Annotated in this window: 12 protein-coding genes; 10 read left to right on the top strand and 2 right to left on the bottom strand. The window is 52.3% G+C overall.

The window, feature by feature from the left end; all coding sequences use genetic code 11:
- Nucleotides 1-5: 5 nt before the first annotated feature.
- From RYB09_RS05885 to RYB09_RS05865, 5 genes are all read left to right on the top strand, one after another.
- Entirely contained in the window at nt 6-554 is a 549-nt protein-coding gene (locus RYB09_RS05885) for a sugar ABC transporter ATPase (protein ID WP_316887640.1), read from the top strand.
- 94 nt (nt 555-648) lie between these two features.
- Nucleotides 649-2118, top strand: a complete 1470-nt coding sequence (gene guaB, locus RYB09_RS05880) for an IMP dehydrogenase (RefSeq protein ID WP_004666065.1) — start codon at nt 649-651, stop codon at nt 2116-2118.
- Between the two features lie 105 nt (nt 2119-2223).
- A complete protein-coding gene (guaA, locus tag RYB09_RS05875; RefSeq protein ID WP_004656303.1) occupies nt 2224-3801 on the top strand; it encodes a glutamine-hydrolyzing GMP synthase in 1578 nt (525 codons plus the stop codon).
- Between the two features lie 275 nt (nt 3802-4076).
- Nucleotides 4077-4199, top strand: a complete 123-nt coding sequence (locus RYB09_RS05870; protein ID WP_316887675.1) for a hypothetical protein — start codon at nt 4077-4079, stop codon at nt 4197-4199.
- 460 nt (nt 4200-4659) lie between these two features.
- Complete coding sequence (locus RYB09_RS05865) at nt 4660-5031, top strand: plasmid mobilization protein (protein ID WP_316887639.1); 372 nt, start codon at nt 4660-4662, stop codon at nt 5029-5031.
- 434 nt (nt 5032-5465) lie between these two features.
- Here RYB09_RS05865 and RYB09_RS05860 read toward each other — a convergent pair whose 3' ends face one another.
- Entirely contained in the window at nt 5466-7160 is a 1695-nt protein-coding gene (locus RYB09_RS05860) for an LA2681 family HEPN domain-containing protein (protein WP_316887638.1), read from the bottom strand.
- 487 nt (nt 7161-7647) lie between these two features.
- Here RYB09_RS05860 and RYB09_RS05855 point away from each other — a divergent pair, with 487 nt between their 5' ends.
- The 5 genes from RYB09_RS05855 to tadA all read left to right on the top strand — a co-directional run bounded on the left by RYB09_RS05855 (nt 7648) and on the right by tadA (nt 18859).
- Nucleotides 7648-11364, top strand: coding sequence for a hypothetical protein (locus RYB09_RS05855; RefSeq protein ID WP_316887637.1), 3717 nt, complete (start codon nt 7648-7650; stop codon nt 11362-11364).
- 541 nt (nt 11365-11905) lie between these two features.
- Nucleotides 11906-14623 carry an AAA domain-containing protein gene (locus RYB09_RS05850; RefSeq protein ID WP_316887636.1) on the top strand — a complete coding sequence of 906 codons (2718 nt, stop codon included), beginning with the start codon at nt 11906-11908 and terminating at the stop codon, nt 14621-14623.
- A 198-nt stretch (nt 14624-14821) separates the two neighbouring features.
- Nucleotides 14822-16798, top strand: a complete 1977-nt coding sequence (locus tag RYB09_RS05845) for a tetratricopeptide repeat protein (protein WP_316887635.1) — start codon at nt 14822-14824, stop codon at nt 16796-16798.
- A 178-nt stretch (nt 16799-16976) separates the two neighbouring features.
- Complete coding sequence (locus RYB09_RS05840) at nt 16977-18350, top strand: multicopper oxidase family protein (RefSeq protein ID WP_122280241.1); 1374 nt, start codon at nt 16977-16979, stop codon at nt 18348-18350.
- Nucleotides 18350-18859 carry a tRNA adenosine(34) deaminase TadA gene (gene tadA, locus RYB09_RS05835; RefSeq protein WP_057459677.1) on the top strand — a complete coding sequence of 170 codons (510 nt, stop codon included), beginning with the start codon at nt 18350-18352 and terminating at the stop codon, nt 18857-18859. Before RYB09_RS05840 ends, tadA begins: the two co-directional genes overlap by 1 nt.
- On the opposite strand, the gene mltF is transcribed toward tadA, so the two are convergent.
- Entirely contained in the window at nt 18856-20346 is a 1491-nt protein-coding gene (gene mltF, locus RYB09_RS05830) for a membrane-bound lytic murein transglycosylase MltF (RefSeq protein ID WP_080396146.1), read from the bottom strand. The genes tadA and mltF overlap by 4 nt on opposite strands.
- Between the last annotated feature and the right edge of the window lie 195 nt (nt 20347-20541).

Raw genomic sequence — 20541 nt, 5'->3', positions numbered from 1 at the left:
CCGTTATGAACACCCAAAGCATCATCGTCCCGCAAATTTCCACCTTTCCCGGGCACGAGGCCAGGGCGCGGCTGATTCTGCGCTGGCTGGTCAAGCTCGACGTAGTCGAGCCGGAGCTGACAACATGCGGGCGCACCTATAACAAGATGGCCTATGCCGTGGCACCCGGAGCGAGAAGGGTAGTAAAGCACCCCGATGCCTTGCCTTTCGGGCAAACAGTCAATGGTCTGGAAATTGTCACCAAGCGCTGCATCTACACCCCGCTGAACGACTTCGCCGAAGAGGCCGGTTGCCCGGAGTGCCGCCGCGAAGTGGGGGAGGCGCTGTTCGACAGCCTGGAAGACTGGATGCCCGGTCATACCGATAATTTCACCTGCCCCGAATGCCGTTATGAAGATGACATCAACGGCTTTTTGTTTCTGGACGCCTGCGGATTTTCCAACCTCGGTTTCATCTTCAATAACTGGCTGGATGCGTCGTTCACCCAGACCTTTCTGGATGACTTCGCCGAACGTCTGGATCGCCCGGTGTCCTTCGTTCATGTGCGTCTATAAACAGCCTGGATAATAGGCTGAGGTTTACATTGAGCCGACCGGGGTCTGTAGGTATAATGGCGCGCTTCCAATTTCCCGCCCGGGAGCCCCCGCGATGCTGCGTATCAGTCAAGAAGCCCTTACATTCGACGACATTCTCCTTGTGCCCGGTTATTCCGAGGTACTTCCCAACGAAGTCAGTCTGAAAACCCGTTTGACCCGTGGCATCGAGCTGAATATACCTTTGGTCTCTGCTGCAATGGATACAGTCACCGAGGCCCGTCTGGCAATTGCCATGGCCCAGGAAGGCGGTATCGGTATCATCCACAAGAACATGACCATCGAGCAGCAAGCTGCCGAAGTGCGCAAGGTCAAGAAGTTCGAGGCCGGTGTCGTCAAGGACCCGATCACGATCGAAGCCGACGCCACTGTTCGTGATCTGTTCGAACTCACCCGCATGCACAACATTTCCGGCGTACCCGTGCTGCACAATGGCGACCTGGTCGGCATCGTGACGTCCCGCGACGTACGCTTCGAAAACCGTCTTGATGTTCCTGTCCGCGAAGTGATGACGCCCAAAGAGCGTCTGGTCACCGTGCGTGAAGGCGCCGACAAGAACGAAGTGCGTGAGCTGCTGCACAAACACCGTCTGGAAAAAGTCCTGATCGTGGATGCCAATTTCGCGCTCAAGGGCATGATGACCGTCAAGGACATCGAAAAAGCCAAGGCGTACCCGCTGGCCAGCAAGGACGACCAGGCTCGCCTGCGCGTCGGCGCTGCTGTCGGCACCGGCAAGGACACTGGCGAGCGCGTCACCGCACTGGTCGCGGCTGGCGTTGACGTTGTTGTGGTCGACACCGCTCACGGCCATTCCAAAGGCGTGATCGACCGCGTTCGCTGGGTCAAGGAAAACTTCCCTCAGGTGCAGGTCATCGGCGGCAACATCGCCACTGGCGAAGCTGCGAAGGCTCTGGTTGCTGCAGGCGCCGATGCAGTCAAGGTCGGTATCGGCCCAGGCTCCATCTGCACCACGCGCATCGTTGCCGGTGTCGGCGTGCCGCAGATCAGCGCCATCGCCAACGTCTCCGCTGCCCTTGAAGGTACAGGCGTGCCGATGATCGCCGATGGCGGCATCCGCTTCTCCGGTGACCTGTCCAAGGCCATCGTGGCCGGTGCCTCCTGCGTGATGATGGGCTCGATGTTCGCCGGTACTGAAGAAGCGCCAGGCGAGATCGAACTGTTCCAGGGCCGTTCCTACAAGGCCTATCGCGGCATGGGTTCGCTGGGTGCAATGTCCCAGGCGCAAGGCTCGTCCGATCGCTACTTCCAGGACTCGTCCGCAGGTGCCGAGAAACTGGTGCCGGAAGGTATCGAAGGCCGTGTGGCCTACAAAGGTCCGTTGTCGGCCATCATCCATCAGTTGATGGGCGGCCTGCGTTCCTCCATGGGTTACACCGGCAGTGCCGACATCGAGCAGATGCGCACCAAGCCCGAGTTTGTGCGCATTACCGGCGCAGGCATGGCAGAATCCCACGTCCATGACGTGCAGATCACCAAGGAAGCGCCGAACTATCGCGTTGGTTGATCCGGACTGCATCGTGGTGTGCGCCGCGATGCAGGCCAACACTTTTTATAGCCGGGGCTGTTGACGCAGCCCCGTGTCGTTTCTGTTTTTTGACGAGAATGAGTCATGGCCCTCGACATTCACGCCCACCGTATCCTGATCCTCGACTTCGGTTCCCAGTACACCCAGCTGATCGCCCGCCGCGTGCGTGAAATCGGCGTGTATTGCGAGCTGCATCCGTTTGACATGGACGACGAAGCGATTCGCGAATTCGCTCCAAAAGGCGTGATCCTCGCCGGCGGCCCCGAGTCCGTACACGAAGCCAACAGCCCACGCTGCCCGCAAGCGGTATTTGACCTGGGTGTGCCGGTTTTTGGTATCTGCTACGGCATGCAGACCATGGCCGAGCAGTTGGGCGGCAAGGTTGCCGGTTCCGAGCTGCGCGAGTTCGGCTACGCTCGCGTTGACGTAGTCGGCAAAAGCCGTCTGCTCGATGGTATCGAAGACCATATCGACGCCGACGGCCTGTTTGGCCTCGACGTATGGATGAGTCACGGTGACAAGGTCACCAAACTGCCGGAAGACTTCCACATTCTGGCCAGTACCCCGAGTTGCCCGATTGCCGGTATGGCTGATGACGCCCGCGGTTACTACGGCGTGCAGTTCCACCCGGAAGTGACCCACACCAAGCAGGGCGGTCGCATCCTGTCGCGCTTCATCCTCGACATCTGTGGCTGTGAAGCACTGTGGACCCCGTCGAAGATTGCTGAAGACGCTATCGCTCAGGTTCGCGCCCAGGTCGGTACTGACAACGTCCTGCTGGGCCTGTCTGGCGGCGTTGACTCCTCCGTGGTCGCGGCGCTGTTGCACAAGGCCATCGGCGATCAACTGACCTGCGTATTCGTCGACAACGGCCTGCTGCGCCTGCACGAAGGCGAGCAAGTAATGGCCATGTTCGCCGAGAACATGGGCGTCAAGGTGATTCGCGCCAACGCTGAAGAGCAGTTCCTGAACAACCTGGAAGGCGAGAGCGATCCAGAGAAAAAGCGCAAGATCATCGGCCGCACCTTCATCGACGTGTTCGATGCCGAGTCCTGCAAGCTGGACAACATCAAGTACCTGGCGCAAGGCACCATCTACCCCGACGTGATCGAGTCGGCTGGCGCGAAAAGCGGCAAGGCCCACGTCATCAAGTCGCACCATAACGTGGGCGGCCTGCCGGAAGAAATGAACCTCAAACTGGTCGAGCCACTGCGCGAACTGTTCAAGGACGAAGTCCGCCGCCTGGGCCTCGAACTCGGCCTGCCGTACGACATGGTCTACCGCCACCCATTCCCAGGCCCAGGCCTAGGTGTGCGCATCCTCGGCGAAGTGAAGAAGGAATACGCCGACCTACTGCGTCGTGCCGACCACATCTTCATCGAAGAACTGCGCAAGGCCGACTGGTACCACAAGGTCAGCCAAGCGTTCGTGGTATTCCAGCCGGTCAAATCGGTTGGCGTCGTCGGCGACGGCCGCCGCTACGCCTGGGTCGTCGCCCTGCGCGCTGTCGAAACCATCGACTTCATGACCGCTCGCTGGGCGCACCTGCCTTATGAGCTGCTGGAGACGGTGAGCGGTCGGATCATCAACGAGATCGAAGGGATTTCGCGGGTGACTTATGATGTGTCGAGCAAGCCGCCGGCTACTATTGAGTGGGAGTGACCCTGCGTCCGGCATTATCTAGCAAGAAATGCTCTGGAGCCCGCGTAATTGCGGGCTTTTGGCTTTTTGGGTCTGGCAAATTCTGGCAGCTTTGTGCATCGCCAAGCACCGTGTTTGTATGGCACGGCACGGGGCATTGACTGAGCCAAATGCCATGTTCGGTGCTCGATACCATGTCGCCCTAGTAGGGTATGGTATTAAATCTCATCATCAGCCCGGTTTCATTGGGTTTTATAGTGGTGCATGAGTGCTTTTCTGAGCATGGTATTTTTTCCATGGAATCCGTAACTGCCATGCTGACCGATACCAAGCTGCGTAACCTCAAACTGCAAGAAAAACTCTACAAGGTGAACGACCGCGACGGGCTGTTCAGCGTAATCGTCATAGATCGCACGTAGCGAATGCCTGCATCTATCAGCTTACGAAAGTCATCAAGCCTGGCCAGAAAGGCAACTCGCTCTGTGCCGCGATAGACCTTTTTCGGCCCGTCTGTCATTTAGCGTCTCCTGTTTATGTAGTCGTACTAGTGGTCGGCATTTGCTTTAGGCAACTCAAGGAAATTCTAGGAAATTAAAGGAGCTTTTTCATCTTTGTAACGCAATTTAACGCAACTCAAAGAGATTTAGGGCAATTCTTGGTCAGAAATGACCGAAAGTGCGGTAAGGCGAACCTAAGGCGGGCAAGTTGCCCAGAATTGCAGATGATCAGACGGCAAAATATGTGTTGTACGGGTACGGGCAAGCCCGTACCCATCCACCACTGCCACTTATTCGCCTTCGGCTCAACGTATCTTGCTCTGCGAGGCGCACAGCCGCTACCGCGTCTAAGAGCAAAAGCACAGCAGCAACAGAAGCGCCCATGACAGGCGGCACCAAAGAAAAAACAACGGCTCGCCGACGCGGCAAGCCCATTGAGTTTTGGGTTACTGAGGAGGAAAAGACGGTGATAAGCGAGAAGGCAAAAGAAGCTGGAATGTCGCGGTCGGGCTATCTTAGCGCCCTTGGTTTGAACACGCCCATCCGATCTGTCGTTGATCTTAAGGCAGTAGCCGATTTGGCCAAGGTAAATGGCGACCTTGGGCGGGGTGTTGGCCTATTGAAACTCTGGCTTGCAGAGAAGCATGGAGAAGGGGTAAATGCCGCCAACGTCGAGAGTACGATGGTAGAGTTCCGCAAATTGCAAAGAGCCGTAGCAGAAAAAATGGGATTAATTGTTAAGGCGCATAGGTAGATTCTAAATGGATTGTCAAATGCATATGGGTCCGTCGCAAGTATTGTCGTGTCTTAATGGGTCTTAGTTTGTTTATCTACGAAATGGCCCACATCAATTTTGTTTCGTAAGTAAGGTCGGGATTGAATGATAGATCGAGCACACAGCGATGCTATGTCAGAGCTGTTTCGGGCAGACCCAGATATGCGGAAGAATTACTGCGCGAAGTATTTGTTGGCGGCAATCCAGAAAAGCTAATTATTTTGTTACAGTAGCTCGTTAATGCGTTCGGCATGCATGATAATATTGAAGAGGCTTAGCCTGTACTAATGAAAGAATATCTAATGCTATAGTTGTTAGCTTATGCTGGCTCTATTAGGTATGGTTTGAATTAAAGTGTTTTGATTATGTTGCTAAAACTACTCTCGCTGCGGCAGAAATAAATATTGTGATGGTTAATCTTTTAAAGGTAAATCCATCGAAATCCAAATTTGGTCGTTTGGGCGTTTTCTCTCTTCGAAGTGAATGGCAAGAGATAGATACATGATTGAGTTCCTAGCTAGTTTGATCAAGGTCATCAGTCGAGATTCAAATTGGGTAATAGGTATCAGCAATGAGTGAGTAGATAATTTTTCCTTTTCATAGATAGTGTTTTTCAATTTAGCTAATCTGTCTTCTAAAGCGAGAGCTTCAGCGGCATCCGAAACTGAGTCGATTTTCTTATTTATTTCGGAAGCCTGACTTTTTACTTTCTCTAGTTCATCGTCGTGATAGCTGGAGTGTGAGTAAGTTAACTCGTATCCAAAGTCATCAACTATCTTCAGAGACCGATGCTCCATGGCGTTCCTAATTTCTGAAAAAGCGCTAGCATCTGGATCGATCCATTTAGATACAGAGGAAGTACCTGTTACGTCTCGAATATCTTTGAGTATGTAAAAAAGTGCATGGATAAAATGGTTGTCACTATTTTTTAATTTTTCGTTGGGTTCCCATTTTGTTCTTCGGTTTTTTGATTTGATGTCTCTAAATAAATTGTCTATGCTTATTGATCTATCATCTTTTATATTGTTTAAGTCAAAAAAGCGACTGGCTATGTACGCTATTTTGTCGAATAAAGAGTACAGCGTTCTAAATGAAGATTTGTAATGACTGGTTTTTAGGTTGCTGATAGAGTGAGACATGTCATTCACTTGATGATAAGTGGAGTTGAACATGTGTGGTGTGTCAGCAGGAATGTTTGTTGCGGAAAAGTAAATATATCGCGCATAGCAGTAATCGTTTTTTATTTCATCGAAGTTTCCATGGTATGCTAACTCTTCATGCAGTGCCAAGGTTGTATTTATAGTTCTTCTAATGGAAGGTAAAGAGATGACGTCTTGATAACATATTTCGAAGTCGCAAACATCGTTAAGGTCGTTTATAAATAGCTTGTGCTGTGCGCACCATTGTAAGTACTGATTTTCTTTTCTGTTTTTAAATTTGCTGTTTTTTACGGAAAAATAATCAAAGCTGGATTGCTCAAAATTTTGCTCGAACCACTGGCTAAACTCATATAAATCCCCGCCTTTCTCAATGTCTTTTTTGTGCTCGGGGTATAACGCATTAATGTTTTTTTGTGCGGTCTTGATGAGGTTGTTTGCTACGAAGTAATGGTATTCTCTATGGCCGTTGTCGAACAGTGATTCTGCAAGAAATAACTGATTTCGTGCTTTAGAAATAATTGCTTCAGGCTTTTGATTTAAAGCAATGGCTTCATCATAAAAGGGTAAACAGCAAAAAGCCCTTCCTTGTGATGAAAGGCTGTTAGCCAGGTTCGTAAGTATCATCGATCTCAGTTGGTTGCTCGATTGAATAATGTCAGGCTTGTCCATCCAGTTTGTTTTTGGAAGGCAGTGTAGAGCTCTCCTATAAAGTATTACAGCCTTCATTAGATCATCAGAATGCCACGTGACTGTTCTGGCACCGTAAAGTACTGAATAACAGTTAGCTGCCGTGTATATGTACTGTGCTTCATGATATTGGTGCTCAAACTCATATTCTTGTTCTGTGATTTTTGTGACAAGTTCTTCTAACTTTCTGTGGTCATTGCTCAGGATGTATGTGTCGGCTTCTAGGCTAAATTTAGTTATTTCATCTGTAGTTATCAACATGGGTATAATGACCTCGGTGCCCTAGGAGCGTGAAACTTAAGGTACCTTTTATAGTGTTTCTACACATTTGAAAATACCTTGCGGATGCTGCCTGCCGTGCTGTGGCCGAAGGTCGCTCAGGGGCTGACGCAAACGAGTGGTCGACTACGTCCTAGCACTATGTTCGAACCGCGCTCTGCTTAGCGTGCGCCCACCGCTAAACGGCATGACCGGGTGAGCTGTCGGCATTCGGTCACAATGCATAGTCGATAGCACTCTAGTTTTTCGTCGATCGTCGCGCTCAATTTCTCCCGGCCAAGCCGAAAGGCCACTATGCTTGTGGTCGTTGTGGTCGTTGTGGTCGTTGTGGTCGTGGTCGTGGTCGTTGTGGCGCTTTAGCTACGCCCGGATGGTTTTCAAATTATCGGAACTCATCACTTCCTGGCTTGCTAATTATTTTGACTCTGCGTTCGCACAGATGCTGTGTGATATTTAGGAAGTGGAATACATGAGATTTTTCGAAATTGAAGCCAAAGATATATCAGAACTTGGTGATGATGACCTCCGAGAGCTTGTCGGACGTCTATGCGAGGCCGAGCTGGTACAAGCTGGTCTTGCAACTTCGTGTGTCACTTGGGGCGGTGCTCAGGAAGCCGCTGATGGTGGACTAGATGTTAGTGTTAACGAAACTAGGCCATTAAAGTATCCAAATTTTGTACCTCGTAGCGTTACTGGATTTCAAGTTAAAAAACATGCTATGGGTAAGGCTTCTTGCACTAAGGAAATGCTTGATAAAGGTTCATTAAAGCCCGTTATTGCTGCTATTGCCCACCAGAGAGGGGCTTATATCATCGTAAGCGGTAAAGATAATTGCTCTGATAAAATGTTGTCAGAACGTTTAAGTGGAATGGTAGAGGCAGTAGCGTCCTTACCATCTAAAGATCAGCTAATGCTGGACTTCTATGGGCGTGATCGGATAGCGACTTGGCTGCGCCAGTACCCGGGAGTCGCGCTTTGGGTAAGATATAAACTGGGTAAACCTCTTTCGGGATGGCGCCCATTCGGCCGATGGGCAGCTACGCCCGTTGATATAGCCGATGAATTTTTGACGGATGAGCATCCGTGTGTGTTTTTGGCTGATACCGCTGCGGATGAGCCTCAGCCTCTACTCAGCGGTTTACTTCGTACGCGGGAAAAGCTACGCACCCCAGGAAGCGCCGTCCGTATTATTGGCTTGTCGGGTGTGGGCAAGACGCGCTTCGCGCAGGCATTATTCGAGGAAAATCTTGGCGGTGAACCTTTACCTAAATCTAGTGCGATTTATGCTGACCTCGGTGATGACTTGCTGCCCTCTGCTCTAGAACTTGTTGGGTATTTCATTGCAAATGACATTGCATCTTATATTGTCCTCGATAACTGTCCTGCTGATGTTCACAGACAACTTCAAAAGGCAGTTTCCTCGAGTGGAACAAAGCTTCGAATACTTACTATTGAGTACGATATCTCTGACGACAAGCCAGAAGAAACAGAGGTTGTAAAGATAGAACCTTCGAGCGAGTCTACGGTTTCGAAAGTAATACAACTGCGCTTTCCTGATTTGGAACGCGGGAACGCTGATAAAATAGCTGAGTTCTCGGGTGGCAATACTCGAGTGGCCATTGCACTTGCTAGTAGGGTAAAATTCGATGAAACGCTAACTAACTTTTCGGACGAAGAGCTTTTTCAAAGGCTGTTTAGTCAGCGAAAAGGGAAAAGCGAGATTCTATTAGAAAGCGCAGAAGCGCTGTCTTTATTTTATTCGTTTGATATTTCACATGGAGGTCTCAATGATGAACTTAGCGTTATTAGTTCGATATCCGGCATTGAGCGCCGCACACTTTATCGCCACGCAGCAGAGCTTCTGCGTCGACAACTTGCTCAGAAGAGGGGTGATTGGCGTGCTATATTGCCTCACGCGCTAGCTAATCGATTGGCCAAAAGTGCGCTTGAAAATATAGCAATCTCGGAAGTGAACTCTGAATTATTCAAGTCTGCAAATATACGCCTTTTAAAGTCCTGCGCACATCGTATTGGTTATTTACATGATTGTAAGGCTGCGCAAGATCTTGCTGAGAGCTGGATTGTCCCTGGCGCGCCACTTGGGGATATATCTATATGCAATTCAGACTTGATTGACTGCTTGAATTATATAGCTCCTGTGTTTCCCGCTACCGTGCTGTCGTGTCTTGAAAGTGCGTCTATGCAACCGGGCTTTGCAACCAGGTCAAATCCAAATTTTATAGTATTTGTTCGATTGCTTTGCCATTTGGCTTATGAGGATGAGTACTTCGATAGAGCTATTGCCGTGCTCTTAAATTTTGCCGAAGATGAGAGTGAAAGAGAAAACAATAATAGTATAGTTGCACAGATTAAACAGTTGTTTTCTCTGTATTTATCTGGCACTCAAGCATCACCTAGTAGGCGTAGATCCGTTATAGAAGGTTTATTGCAGTCATCAGAACCCAGGTTCCATCAAATTGCCTTCAGGTTACTAGACTCAGCTTTAGAAACCGGGCATTGGAGTTCATGGGGTACTTTCGATTTCGGTGCAAGAAAACGGGGGCCTGGTTGGGTTCCTGGAAATCACGCTGAACAAACGGATTGGTACGAGCAAATTATTCAGTTGCTCGAGCGTTATCTAGTTTTGGAACACGCTTTATTAAATGATTACGTCAAGATATTACTATCTTCAAATTTTCGCCGACTATGGACCTCCGCTGGCTGTTTTGAGCTATTGGAGCGTATAGTCAATACCTATGCTAGGGCTGGAGCGTGGCCGGAAATGTGGGTTGCTATAAAAAATGTAATTCATTTTGACAGCGACAGACACAACTCAGAATTACTTGAGAGGTTGCGCACGCTAGAAAAAATTTCTGCTCCAGCAGACCCTTTTTCTGAAATTGAAGCCTATGCCCTAACTAATACATGGACTCATGTGATAGTTGATGCGCAAAATTTTTCAACGGCTTCGGCAGCAATGCATGAAAAGTTAATGATGCTTGGCGAGATCGCTAGTGCGGAGCAAAGCTATATAGATCGTCTGGGCGATAGATTGTGGAGGACCCATATTGATTCGTTATGGCACTTTGGAAAAGGACTGGCGAGGGGTAGTGTTGATAAAAACGCAATGTTCGAGAAACTTATCAGGCAGGTCGAAGAGTCGGAGCTTGAGGAAGTTCAGCCGATACTCCTTGTAGGCTTCCTCCATGAAATACACGAGCAAAATGTAAGTATGTTTCGTGCTATGATTGAGGTGGTTTTACATGAGCGTAAGTTGGCTCCTCACGCCGTATACCTTTTATGTGCATCGCCTCTTGAAGCGTGGGGTGTGATTAAGTTGGTAGAGCTAGCGAAGTCTGGAATAGTAGACTCTTGGCGGTTTACGCATATTGGTCTGGGGAGAATGCACGAGAAAATATCAGATGAAATGTTGGTTGAGCTTTTAAGTGTTTTAATTGAGTTGGATGGCGGCCTCATATCAGTAGTTCAGATACTTGAGATGCGTTTTTTTATAGATCACGACAGTAGCTATACACCTTCAGATAGTTTGCTTGCTTTCGGTCGGCAGGTCTTTCTAAGAATGCTCGCTATGCACAGAGACGAAATCGGTCAAATTTCATCTCATGGTCTAAAGAGAATTGCTAAGTATTGTCTCTCTATCTCGGCGCCATTGGCCGAAATCTCTAAAATGGTATCGCTCATTTGTGATGGTGTTACTAACTATCGACTATACAGCTTTGAGATTACTGATATTACATCAGTACTAATCAAGAATTTTCCTGAGCTTTTTCTTTCTGGTGTCTTTAGAGGTGATGAAGGTGACGATGTATTAGCCTACATGATCTTTCGCGACCGAGGTTACGGTGTGAAAACTTCCTCGCTTAATAAGGTTCCGATAGGAAAATTGATTGATTGGTGTAACGCAGATCAAAATAAATTAAAACAGCTAGGTAGTGTGGTTAGTATTTATTTAGCAGGAGAGCCGGAGGATGGCTTGATTGAGAACCCTCGTCGTGTTGAGTTGAGTTCTCACATCAAAACGATATTAGATGCCGCAGAGGATAAGACTCAAATTGTAGATGTCATTTACGCCCGAGCTAGGCCATCCGGGTGGTCGGGTTCCTTGGCTGATATTCTTGAGGTCAGGGCGCACGCCTTTTCTGAGTTGCTGCACCATTCCGCTTAGGAGGTCCGAGACTGCGCGAAAGCCAAGCTCGCTCTAATGGACCAATCCATTCGACACAACAGAGCGCGCGAGTCTGAGGAGCATAATCGTTGGGAGCAGCGATTTGAGTGAATCGAAATGGTGCTCACAGATCGCTGCAGTATATCGTAGCTCGCCCTCGGTTGGGTATGGTGTTAGTCGTGGTACTGAGCGCTACTTTAGTTTTTAAGATCATGTTTTTAATGAGTTTTCTTGCATCGATTATAATAGAGTGGGAATGATTCCTCGTCCGGCACTGTCCGGCATCCGCTAGCAAAAAACGCCTTGGATCCCGCTTAATTGCGGGCTTTTGGCTTTTTGGGCCCGGTAAATTCTCGCAGCTTTGCGCATCGCCAAGCACTTTGTTCATGTGGCGTGACCTATCAACGGCCCCTCGCCACACGTCGCGCTGGCATTGGTCCGTTTAGCAATGCCAGAATGTCACTGGCTACCCGAATCAATAAATTCGGGTTCTTACGGCACGGATGCGTACAGGCGGTCATCACGCCTGTTTAAGGGATTTATGGTTTCCATCTATGTGTGTGGCGAGGACAAAACCCGGCAGATCAGTGGCTGGGATATAAAGCCAGATGGCAAGGGCGAGTTCACCCTGACGTGCTACTACCCCTCTCAAAAAACTTATTCCCGCCCGCTGGGTGATTGCAGGGTCGTGCCTACCCTGGAATTGAAGGACATGCTTCTTCTGAGAAAAGGAAGCTCGGAATTCAATCCCGTCGATAGGGTGGAGATATACGGTGATAAACACGCCCTCGTTCAATACCCGGGAAAATCGAAAAAATACATTTTTAACATGGACAGTGTTGAGTTCTTTTCCCCGACCTCAATCACTGATGAGCCTGCATTCACTTATTTTCGCTCAGTGGCCACAGCCAAGGTCAGCGCTGCCGCTGCCGGTGATAAAAAGGGCATGGCCGAAAATATTGACCGCCAAATGGGGGGCCTTTCGTTGTCTCCGGCCACGGCGCTGCATGCTTACTGCAAAGGGCAGCATGGAAAGCTGGAGTCGTCGGGTAATTTCATCTTTCCTTTCGGCCTCAACGAAAGTCAGCTCAGGGCGGTGGAGCAAGCGTTCCTTTCACAGGTAAGCGTGATTGAAGGTCCTCCCGGCACGGGCAAGACGCAGACTATTCTGAACATCATTGCCAACATTCTTTTGCAGGGAAAAACAGTGGCGGTGGTGTCCAACAACAATTCCGCGGTCGAGAATGTTTATGAAAAGCTAGGCAAGTGTGGCCTGGATTATCTGGTCGCGAGGCTGGGTAAAAACGACAATCAGAAGGAGTTTTTTGCCAACCGTCCTTCTCGACCTTCCGCAGATCCTTCACCAGCGCCTGCCATTGAGCATATCCAGGCTGTGCTGCAACAGCTCAAAGGCTACCTGGGCGCTCGTAACGCAGTGGCGCAGTTGCAGATCGAGATTAGCGAACTGGAGATAGAGCGTCGCTACCTTACTGAGTGGCAGCGGGATAACGTTGTGGCCGGTCCTTCTCTGGACAGATATAAACTGTCGCCACAAAAGACGACGGACTTGATGGCTTACCTCGAGCAGCTTGCGAGCGAGCGCATCAGAATCAAGGACCGTATCGAGCTCTTGTTCAATTTCAGAATTTTGCGCACCCGACCCTTCGATAATTGGGACAAGCGCATGTCTGCCTTCTACAGCCTGCAGCTCCATTATTACGACAAGGTCTTGCAAGATAAAAAGACGGAGTTGGCTGCCCATGAAGAAGCGTTGCGACTCGGTAACTTCAAGGCGCTGCTGGAGGAGTTGACCACTTCTTCCATGCTTCACCTGAAACACCACCTGCATCGTCATATCTCTGATGACGATACCTTCGACACTACTTACAGAAAGCGGCTTGATGCGTTCCTGAAGCGCTACCCGGTCATTGGCAGCAGTACGCATTCAATCGTCAACTCCCTTGGCGGCAAGGCTGTTCTCGATTACGTGATTATTGACGAGGCCTCGCAACAGGACATCGTCCCAGGTGTACTGGCACTCAGTTGTGCGAAAAATCTGATCATCGTGGGGGACAGGAAGCAACTTGCACACATCCCGGAAAAACTCGGGCTGGAAGCGCCCGCGCCCTGGTATGACTGTGAGAAGTACAGCCTTTTGGACTCATGCGTCAGTGTGTTCGGCAACTCGATACCGATGACGTTGCTCAAAGAGCACTATCGGTGTCATCCCCGGATTATTCAGTTCTGCAATCAGCAGTTTTACGATAGTCAGCTAGTACCGATGACAATGGACAATGGCGAAAAACCGTTGACGCTGCTGGTGACTGCCAAGGGAAACCACACGCGCAACAATTCCAATCTCAGAGAGCTCGACTCTTTATTGGCAGTGCTTGAGGCCGACGGGGAAAGCCTCTGGGAGGGCGAAGATGGCAGAGGGTTCATTGCCCCCTTCAAGAATCAAGCGATGCTTTCAGGTTCCTGCCTGCCAGCTGATTTCGTCAAAGCCACTGTGCATAAATTTCAGGGCAGGGAGTGCGACGAAATCGTCTTTTCTACTGTGCTGGACAAGTACAAAAGCCCGGAACGCCTGAATTTCGTCGACGATGCACGTATGGTCAACGTCGCGGTTTCCAGAGCCAAAAGCAGGTTCACGCTGGTCACGGGTGATAATGTTTTCAAAACCAGTAATGGCCATATCGCTGCGCTGATCCGCTACATGGAATATTACGCGGATGACGGGCAGGTCCATCGAGCGCCTGTTATCTCGGCATTCGATCTGCTCTATAAAGAGTACGACCGATCACTTGAGCGTCTCAATAAAAGGCTCAATCCCGATGACTCGTTATTCAAGTCCGAGCAGATTGTGGCGCAGATACTTCGTGAGGCACTGGCTCAGGAACCCCGCCGAGGGATCATGTTCCACCGTGAGATCCGGCTGATGCAACTGGCAGCGGTGGCCCGCGCAAGCTTCACGGAGAGAGAGCTGGAGTTTATGAGAAACGCTGCGCGATGCGATTTCGTGCTCTATTTCAAGGTGGGTAAGACCCCCTTGGGCGTGATTGAAGTCGACGGAGGTCACCATGACGATCCGTTACAGATTGAACGAGACGCTGTGAAAAACAGCATTCTGAATAAATGCGGTATTCCTTTGCTTCGTTTGCGGACCATCGAGAGCCGTATTGAAGAGAAGGTTGCGGCGTTTCTGGATCAATGGACGCCACCTGCGCGGGATGAAAGTCGTAGAGTTTCGCCGGGTTGAAGGTGGCTCTAACGTTCAGCATGAGGGCCCGTTCATCAAATTGAGCGGTATCGAGACAAGCTATTGTTAAACCAGATTCCGGTGGCTCCAGGCCAAACCAGACTTGATCGCCTCTTCCAGTACAGCGTTGAATTCACTGGCAAGCCTCGCCCTGGATCTGCCAGTACCCATTAACCCCAAACCGCGGCGACTCCACTCATGTTCAAACGCATTCTGTCCGCTCTCAGCGGCAAGAAATCTCAAGCTTCAACAGATAACGCGCCTGCTGATACGACGTCGCCAGAAGCCCACGACGGCGAGTTGATCACTGCCTACGACAGTTACGGACGCGAGATAAAGATCACTCGGGCCGAGTGGCGCGAGAAGGTGTTCCTGCCCAATCTGAAGCAGCAGTGGGGCGATGCTGACGAGCTCTACAATCTCATTGTTTCGGGCCTGAACGATGGATTTGCGACTGATCTAATGCCAGCAGCCGAACGACTGGTCGAGATCGACGCTAATCCCGAGCGCAGCCATGTGGTGAACGGTATCGTGCTGATGCATAACGCCCGGCTTGATGCCGCAGAAGCCACGCTGCGCGAAGGGCTGGCGAAAGTCGGTGTGTCGGGAATCATTCTGACCAATCTGGCCAAGGTGTTTGCCGAGCGTGGCGATCAATCAGTTGCAGAGGCAACGCTATGGCAGGCGGTTGAAGCCGATCCGAATCAAGAGAATGGTGTGATGTGGTGGCTGAGCATCCAGCAGGAGCGGGGCGGCGAGGCGGCCTATCTCGCTGCTCTTCACATCGTAGCGGCGTTGCCGGGCAGCTGGCGTGCGCAGTTGTGGATGGCGCGGCATTACCTGCAACAGCACAACGTCGCGCAGGCGCGTGGGTTGTATGAGGAGGTATTGGCGGGAGGTCATTTCGACCGCAGTGCGTTGCAGATGATATCGGGTGACTTGGGCAACAATGGCCACATTCCGCTGATCGTCGAGCTTGTCGGGCCTGCTTATGATGAGCACAAACATGATTCGACGGCAGGTCTCAACTTGCTGCGTGCCTATCAGGAACTGGGCAGGGTGGATGAAGGCGAGGCGTTGCTTACGCGCTTGTATGCCCTCGGCTTTGCGCCAATCAAAAGTCACCTTGACCAGTTTGCGCACGCTTTCGAGGACGTGCGCAGGCAGGAAGACAAAGGCATTCCGATTGATCCTGCCAGCGTGGCGATCAATACCGTGGCGTTGACCAAGCCGGTCTGGCACTACGGTTTGCGCAATGCTGACTGGCTCTTCGCGCAAAAACCGGAAGGTGCGCCAGAAATCTGTTTCTTCGCCTTGTCCAAAATCATGGAGAAAGCAGAGCCCGCCGAATCGCAGCGCGAGGATGATGTCGGGCGCTATACGCGTGCCATCCCTCTTTACATGGCTGAGTCGGTTCACTACTGGAATGACTATGCAGCCAATTTTTATGTCCAGGTCGCGGAGGGTGCGGGGCCGGTCGTATCGGGGGTTGAGGTCGACGGCAACACACTGTTCGATATCGTCCCGCCAACGACGAAGTATTTCGTGACGGGCGAGGTGGGTTGTTCGGGTGAGGGCGATCAGGCCCAATGGCGGATTTCACTAAGCTTATGGAATTGCACGACCCGCACCCGGCAAACCGTTGAAAACGGTAGTGCAGGCAAGGCGGAACTTGGCGCGCTGGTACTTGATCTTCAGCAGCGCTTGCTGGCCGGCATCGGACTCAAGCGTGAGCAGCCACTGGATGTGTTTTACCGGCAGCCTGACGCTGAGATCTTGCCGGTGTATCTGACCCAGTTGGGCCAATCATTCATGCTGACGTTGCTTGCGAACGACCATTTACCCAAGTCGTCGATGTGGGGTGAGCGCGCCATGCTTGAATGGCCCCTGAATATGGCGCTCCAGTGGCCTGAGATAGAAACCGCAAAACTGATGTACCTCTCCGGGTTGGGAAAGGCTTTCGATTACAAGTCGGATACAGTGGCCGAACACAAGCAACGAAGCCTGCAAGTGCTGAGCGAACTGGAACGGGCGAACAGCCCGGCATCGCGCCTCGCACCGCTGATATGGAAAGGGTTTGGCATGCAGGCAGAGTTGCAGGATCACCGCGCCAATGTACCGCCTGATGCAGAGCCTGGATATATCGAATGGCTGGAGCGGGTTAGTCAGTCGTAGCGGGGTTAATTGATGCAAAAAGCCGGAGCGGGCGTCACTGCCTTGCCCGGCTTTTTTACGCCTCAACTTCAGTTCGTGGTATCCACCCTTATCTTTACGCAAATGCAGGTGTATCGTATTCGCCCCTCGCATTTGCTCGCAGATGCGCTCAGTCGTCGTTTTCGAGGTCCCGCCGTTCATGTCCTTTACTCGTCGTCAGATCCTCACAGGCATCGCCGGTCTTGCTGTAGTCGGCCTTGGCGCGGGTGGTGCTTCGCGTTACTGGATGGGGCGTCGTGAGTCGCAAGCGGGTTCGGACTTCGTGCTGATCGCTGCACCGCTGGATATAGAGTTGGTCTCTGGCCACAAGACACCTGCCTGGGCGTTTGGCGGTTCTGCGCCGGGCACCGAATTGCGGGTGCGGCAGGGCGAGTGGTTGCGCTTGCGCTTCATCAACCAGCTGCCGGTCGAGACGACCATTCACTGGCATGGCATCCGCTTGCCGCTGGAGATGGACGGCGTGCCGTACGTGTCACAGTTGCCGGTCAAACCGGGTGAGTATTTCGATTATAAATTCCGTGTGCCGGATGCTGGCAGCTACTGGTATCACCCGCACGTCAGCAGCAGCGAAGAGCTGGGCCGTGGGCTGGTCGGGCCGCTGATCGTTGAAGAGCGCGAGCCGACCGGTTTCGCCCATGAGCGTACGGTCAGCCTGAAAAGCTGGCATGTGGATGAAGTTGGCGCATTTACCGAGTTCAGCGTGCTGCGTGAGGCGGCGCGTGAAGGTACGGCGGGGCGGCTTTCGACATTGAATGGTGTTCCGCAGGCGGTCATTGAATTGCCTGCTGGGCAGATTACCCGCGTGCGCTTGCTCAACCTCGATAATACCGTCACCTATCGCCTCAACCTGCCGGACGCCGAGGCGCAGATTTATGCACTGGATGGCAACCCGGTCACGCCGCGGCCGTTTGGCGACGAGTACTGGCTTGGGCCGGGCATGCGCATCTGTCTGGCAATCAAGGCACCGCCTGCGGGTGAGGAAATTTCATTGCGTAACGGCCCGGTGCGTCTGGGGACATTTCGGTCAGTCGCCAATAACGAAGCGCCCGGCCAATGGCCACCTGAGCTGCCGGCCAATCCGGTGGCCGAGCCGGATATGGAGAGCGCCGAGAAGATCAATTTCAACTTCGAATGGGTGGGCTCAATGTCGGTCAACACCGACAACGGCAAGCCGCCCAGCTTGTGGCAGATCAACGGCGAAGCGTGGGACATTACCGACAAGACTTGCGCCGACCGGCCTATCGCCAAATTGAAGTTGGGCAAGAGCTACATCTTTGAATTGAAGAACATGACTCAGTATCAACACCCGATTCACTTGCACGGCATGAGTTTCAAGGTAATTGCGTCCAATCGGCGCAAGATCATTCCGTACTTTACCGACACGTTCTTGCTGGGCCGCAACGAGCGGGCGCGGGTTGCGCTGGTGGCGGATAACCCAGGCGTGTGGATGTTCCACTGCCATGTGATCGATCACATGGAAACCGGCCTCATGGCCGCGATCGAGGTGTCGTGATGCGTCAGCCGCAAATCATCGACCGCAGCAAGGATCAGGACTTCATGCGTGAGGCCCTGGCGCTCGCCGCGCAAGGCGCATTGCTGGGCGAAGTGCCGGTCGGTGCAGTCGTGGTGCAGAACGGCGAGATCATCGGTCGTGGTTACAATTGCCCGATCAGCGCGAGCGACCCCAGTGCGCATGCCGAAATGGTCGCTATTCGTGATGCCGCCAGGGCGCTGGATAATTATCGTCTGCCGGGCAGTACGCTTTACGTGACGCTGGAACCATGCAGCATGTGCGCCGGGTTGATCGTGCATTCGCGGGTAGCGCGCGTGGTCTACGGCGCGCTTGAGCCCAAGGCGGGCATCGTTCAAAGCCAGGGGCAGTTTTTCAGTCAGGGCTTTCTCAATCACCGCGTGCTGTTTGAGGGCGGGGTATTGGGCGAGGAATGCGGGGCAATGCTGAGCGAGTTTTTCAGAATGCGCCGGGCGGCCAAGGATGCAGATAAAAGCCAGGGCGGCGTTTAGAGCGCAGGCTTGTCCGGGCTGCTGCCTGAAGCAGGTGCAGGCGGCGCAGGCGGTTGGGTCTTGTCGACGCCGGGAACATGCAGGTTGCCATCGGCGACCTGGCTGCCCTCAAGCTGAGGCTGCGTGACCCAGGTCAGAATGTCGTAATAGCGACGAATGTTGGCAACGAAATGTACCGGCTCGCCGCCTCGGGCATAGCCGTAACGCGTTTTGCTATACCACTTTTTCTGTGCCAGACGCGGCAGCATTTTCTTCACGTCGAGCCATTTATCAGGATTCAGCCCCTCGTTCTGGGCCAATTTGCGTGCATCTTCGAGGTGACCGCTGCCAATGTTGTAGGACGCGAGAGCTAGCCAAGTGCGATCTGGCTCTTTAATCGAGTCGTCCAGCTGATCCTTTACGTAGGCAAAATACTTTGCCCCGCCCTGAATGCTTTGTCGCGCGTCGAGCCTGTTGGTCACGCCCATCGCCTGAGCGGTGTTCTGGGTCAGCATCATCAGGCCGCGCACACCGGTTTTCGAGGTAACGGCCGGTTGCCACATTGATTCCTGATAGCCAATGGCGGCCAGCAATCTCCAGTCGACCTGTTCTTTCTTGGCCGATGTCTGGAAGTGTTTCTCGTATTTGGGCAGGCGTTCCTGCAAATGCTGCGCAAAGGTATAGGCGCCAACGTAGCCGAGTACGTCAACGTGGCCGTAGTAACGGTCTTTCAGGCGTTGCAGCGTGCCGTTCTTCTCGACCCTGTCGAGGTACGCGTTGATTTCATTAAGCAGGCTGTTGTCTTCGCCCGGTGCAACTACCCAGCGTTGTTCGCGGGCTTCGCCCAGGTCGAAGGCTACACGCACGTTGGGAAAGTACACCTGGTTCATCGCCAACTCGTTGGAGTCGACCAGCGTCAGGTCGATCTGGCCTTCATCGACCATGCGCAGGAGATCGACGACCTCGACCGCGTCCGACTCTTCGTATTCAAGGCCGGGATTCTGCGCCTTGAGTGCCGCAAGCTGCTCGGCATGCGCGCTACCTTTCAGGACCACGATACGTTTGCCCACCAGGTCGCCCGGGTCGGTGGGGCGCGACTGGCCGTTGCGGTAGACAACCTGAGGGGTCACTTCCAGATAAGAGTGCGAGAAACGCGCCTGTTGTTTGCGCTTTGGCGTCTCGATCAGGCCCGCGGCACCCAGGACCGGGCCGCCCGGCTTGTTCATCTGGTCGAACAGATCGTCCAGATTGTCGGCTGTTTCGATCTTCAGTTCGACGCCCAGATCGTCGGCGAAACGCTTGACCAGCTCGTATTCGAAGCCGGTTTCGCCGTTGCGATCCTGAAAGTAAGTCGCCGGGCTGTTACGGGTGATCACCCGCAGTACGCCGTCCTCCTTGACTCGCTCCAGTGTGGTGGGTTTCTCCACACAGGCGCCGAGCATCAGGAAGAGTCCGGTTGCGATGAGCCACTTGGCGCAGCGTGGGCGGAAATCTGGTCTGAAGAACATCGGTGCAGTATACGCAAAGCGCACCGGGCGCCATATCTCGACAGTGAAGCCTGCGTCTGATAGGCGAGGGGGTTTTACAGGCATTTTCAGACTTTTTTTGCGCGGAGCGACATTCGGGCGCACCCGATGCCGCCGTTTTGGGTGATCAAAGGCCCGCTTTAGGCTAGAATGTGCGGCCTCAAAGCACACCCCCTT

Source organism: Pseudomonas syringae group sp. J254-4 (genome assembly GCF_032586855.1).
GTDB classification, from domain to species: domain Bacteria; phylum Pseudomonadota; class Gammaproteobacteria; order Pseudomonadales; family Pseudomonadaceae; genus Aquipseudomonas; species Aquipseudomonas amygdali.
The sequence above is the reverse complement of the archived record's forward strand: the minus strand, read 5'-3'. Positions and strand labels throughout refer to the sequence as shown.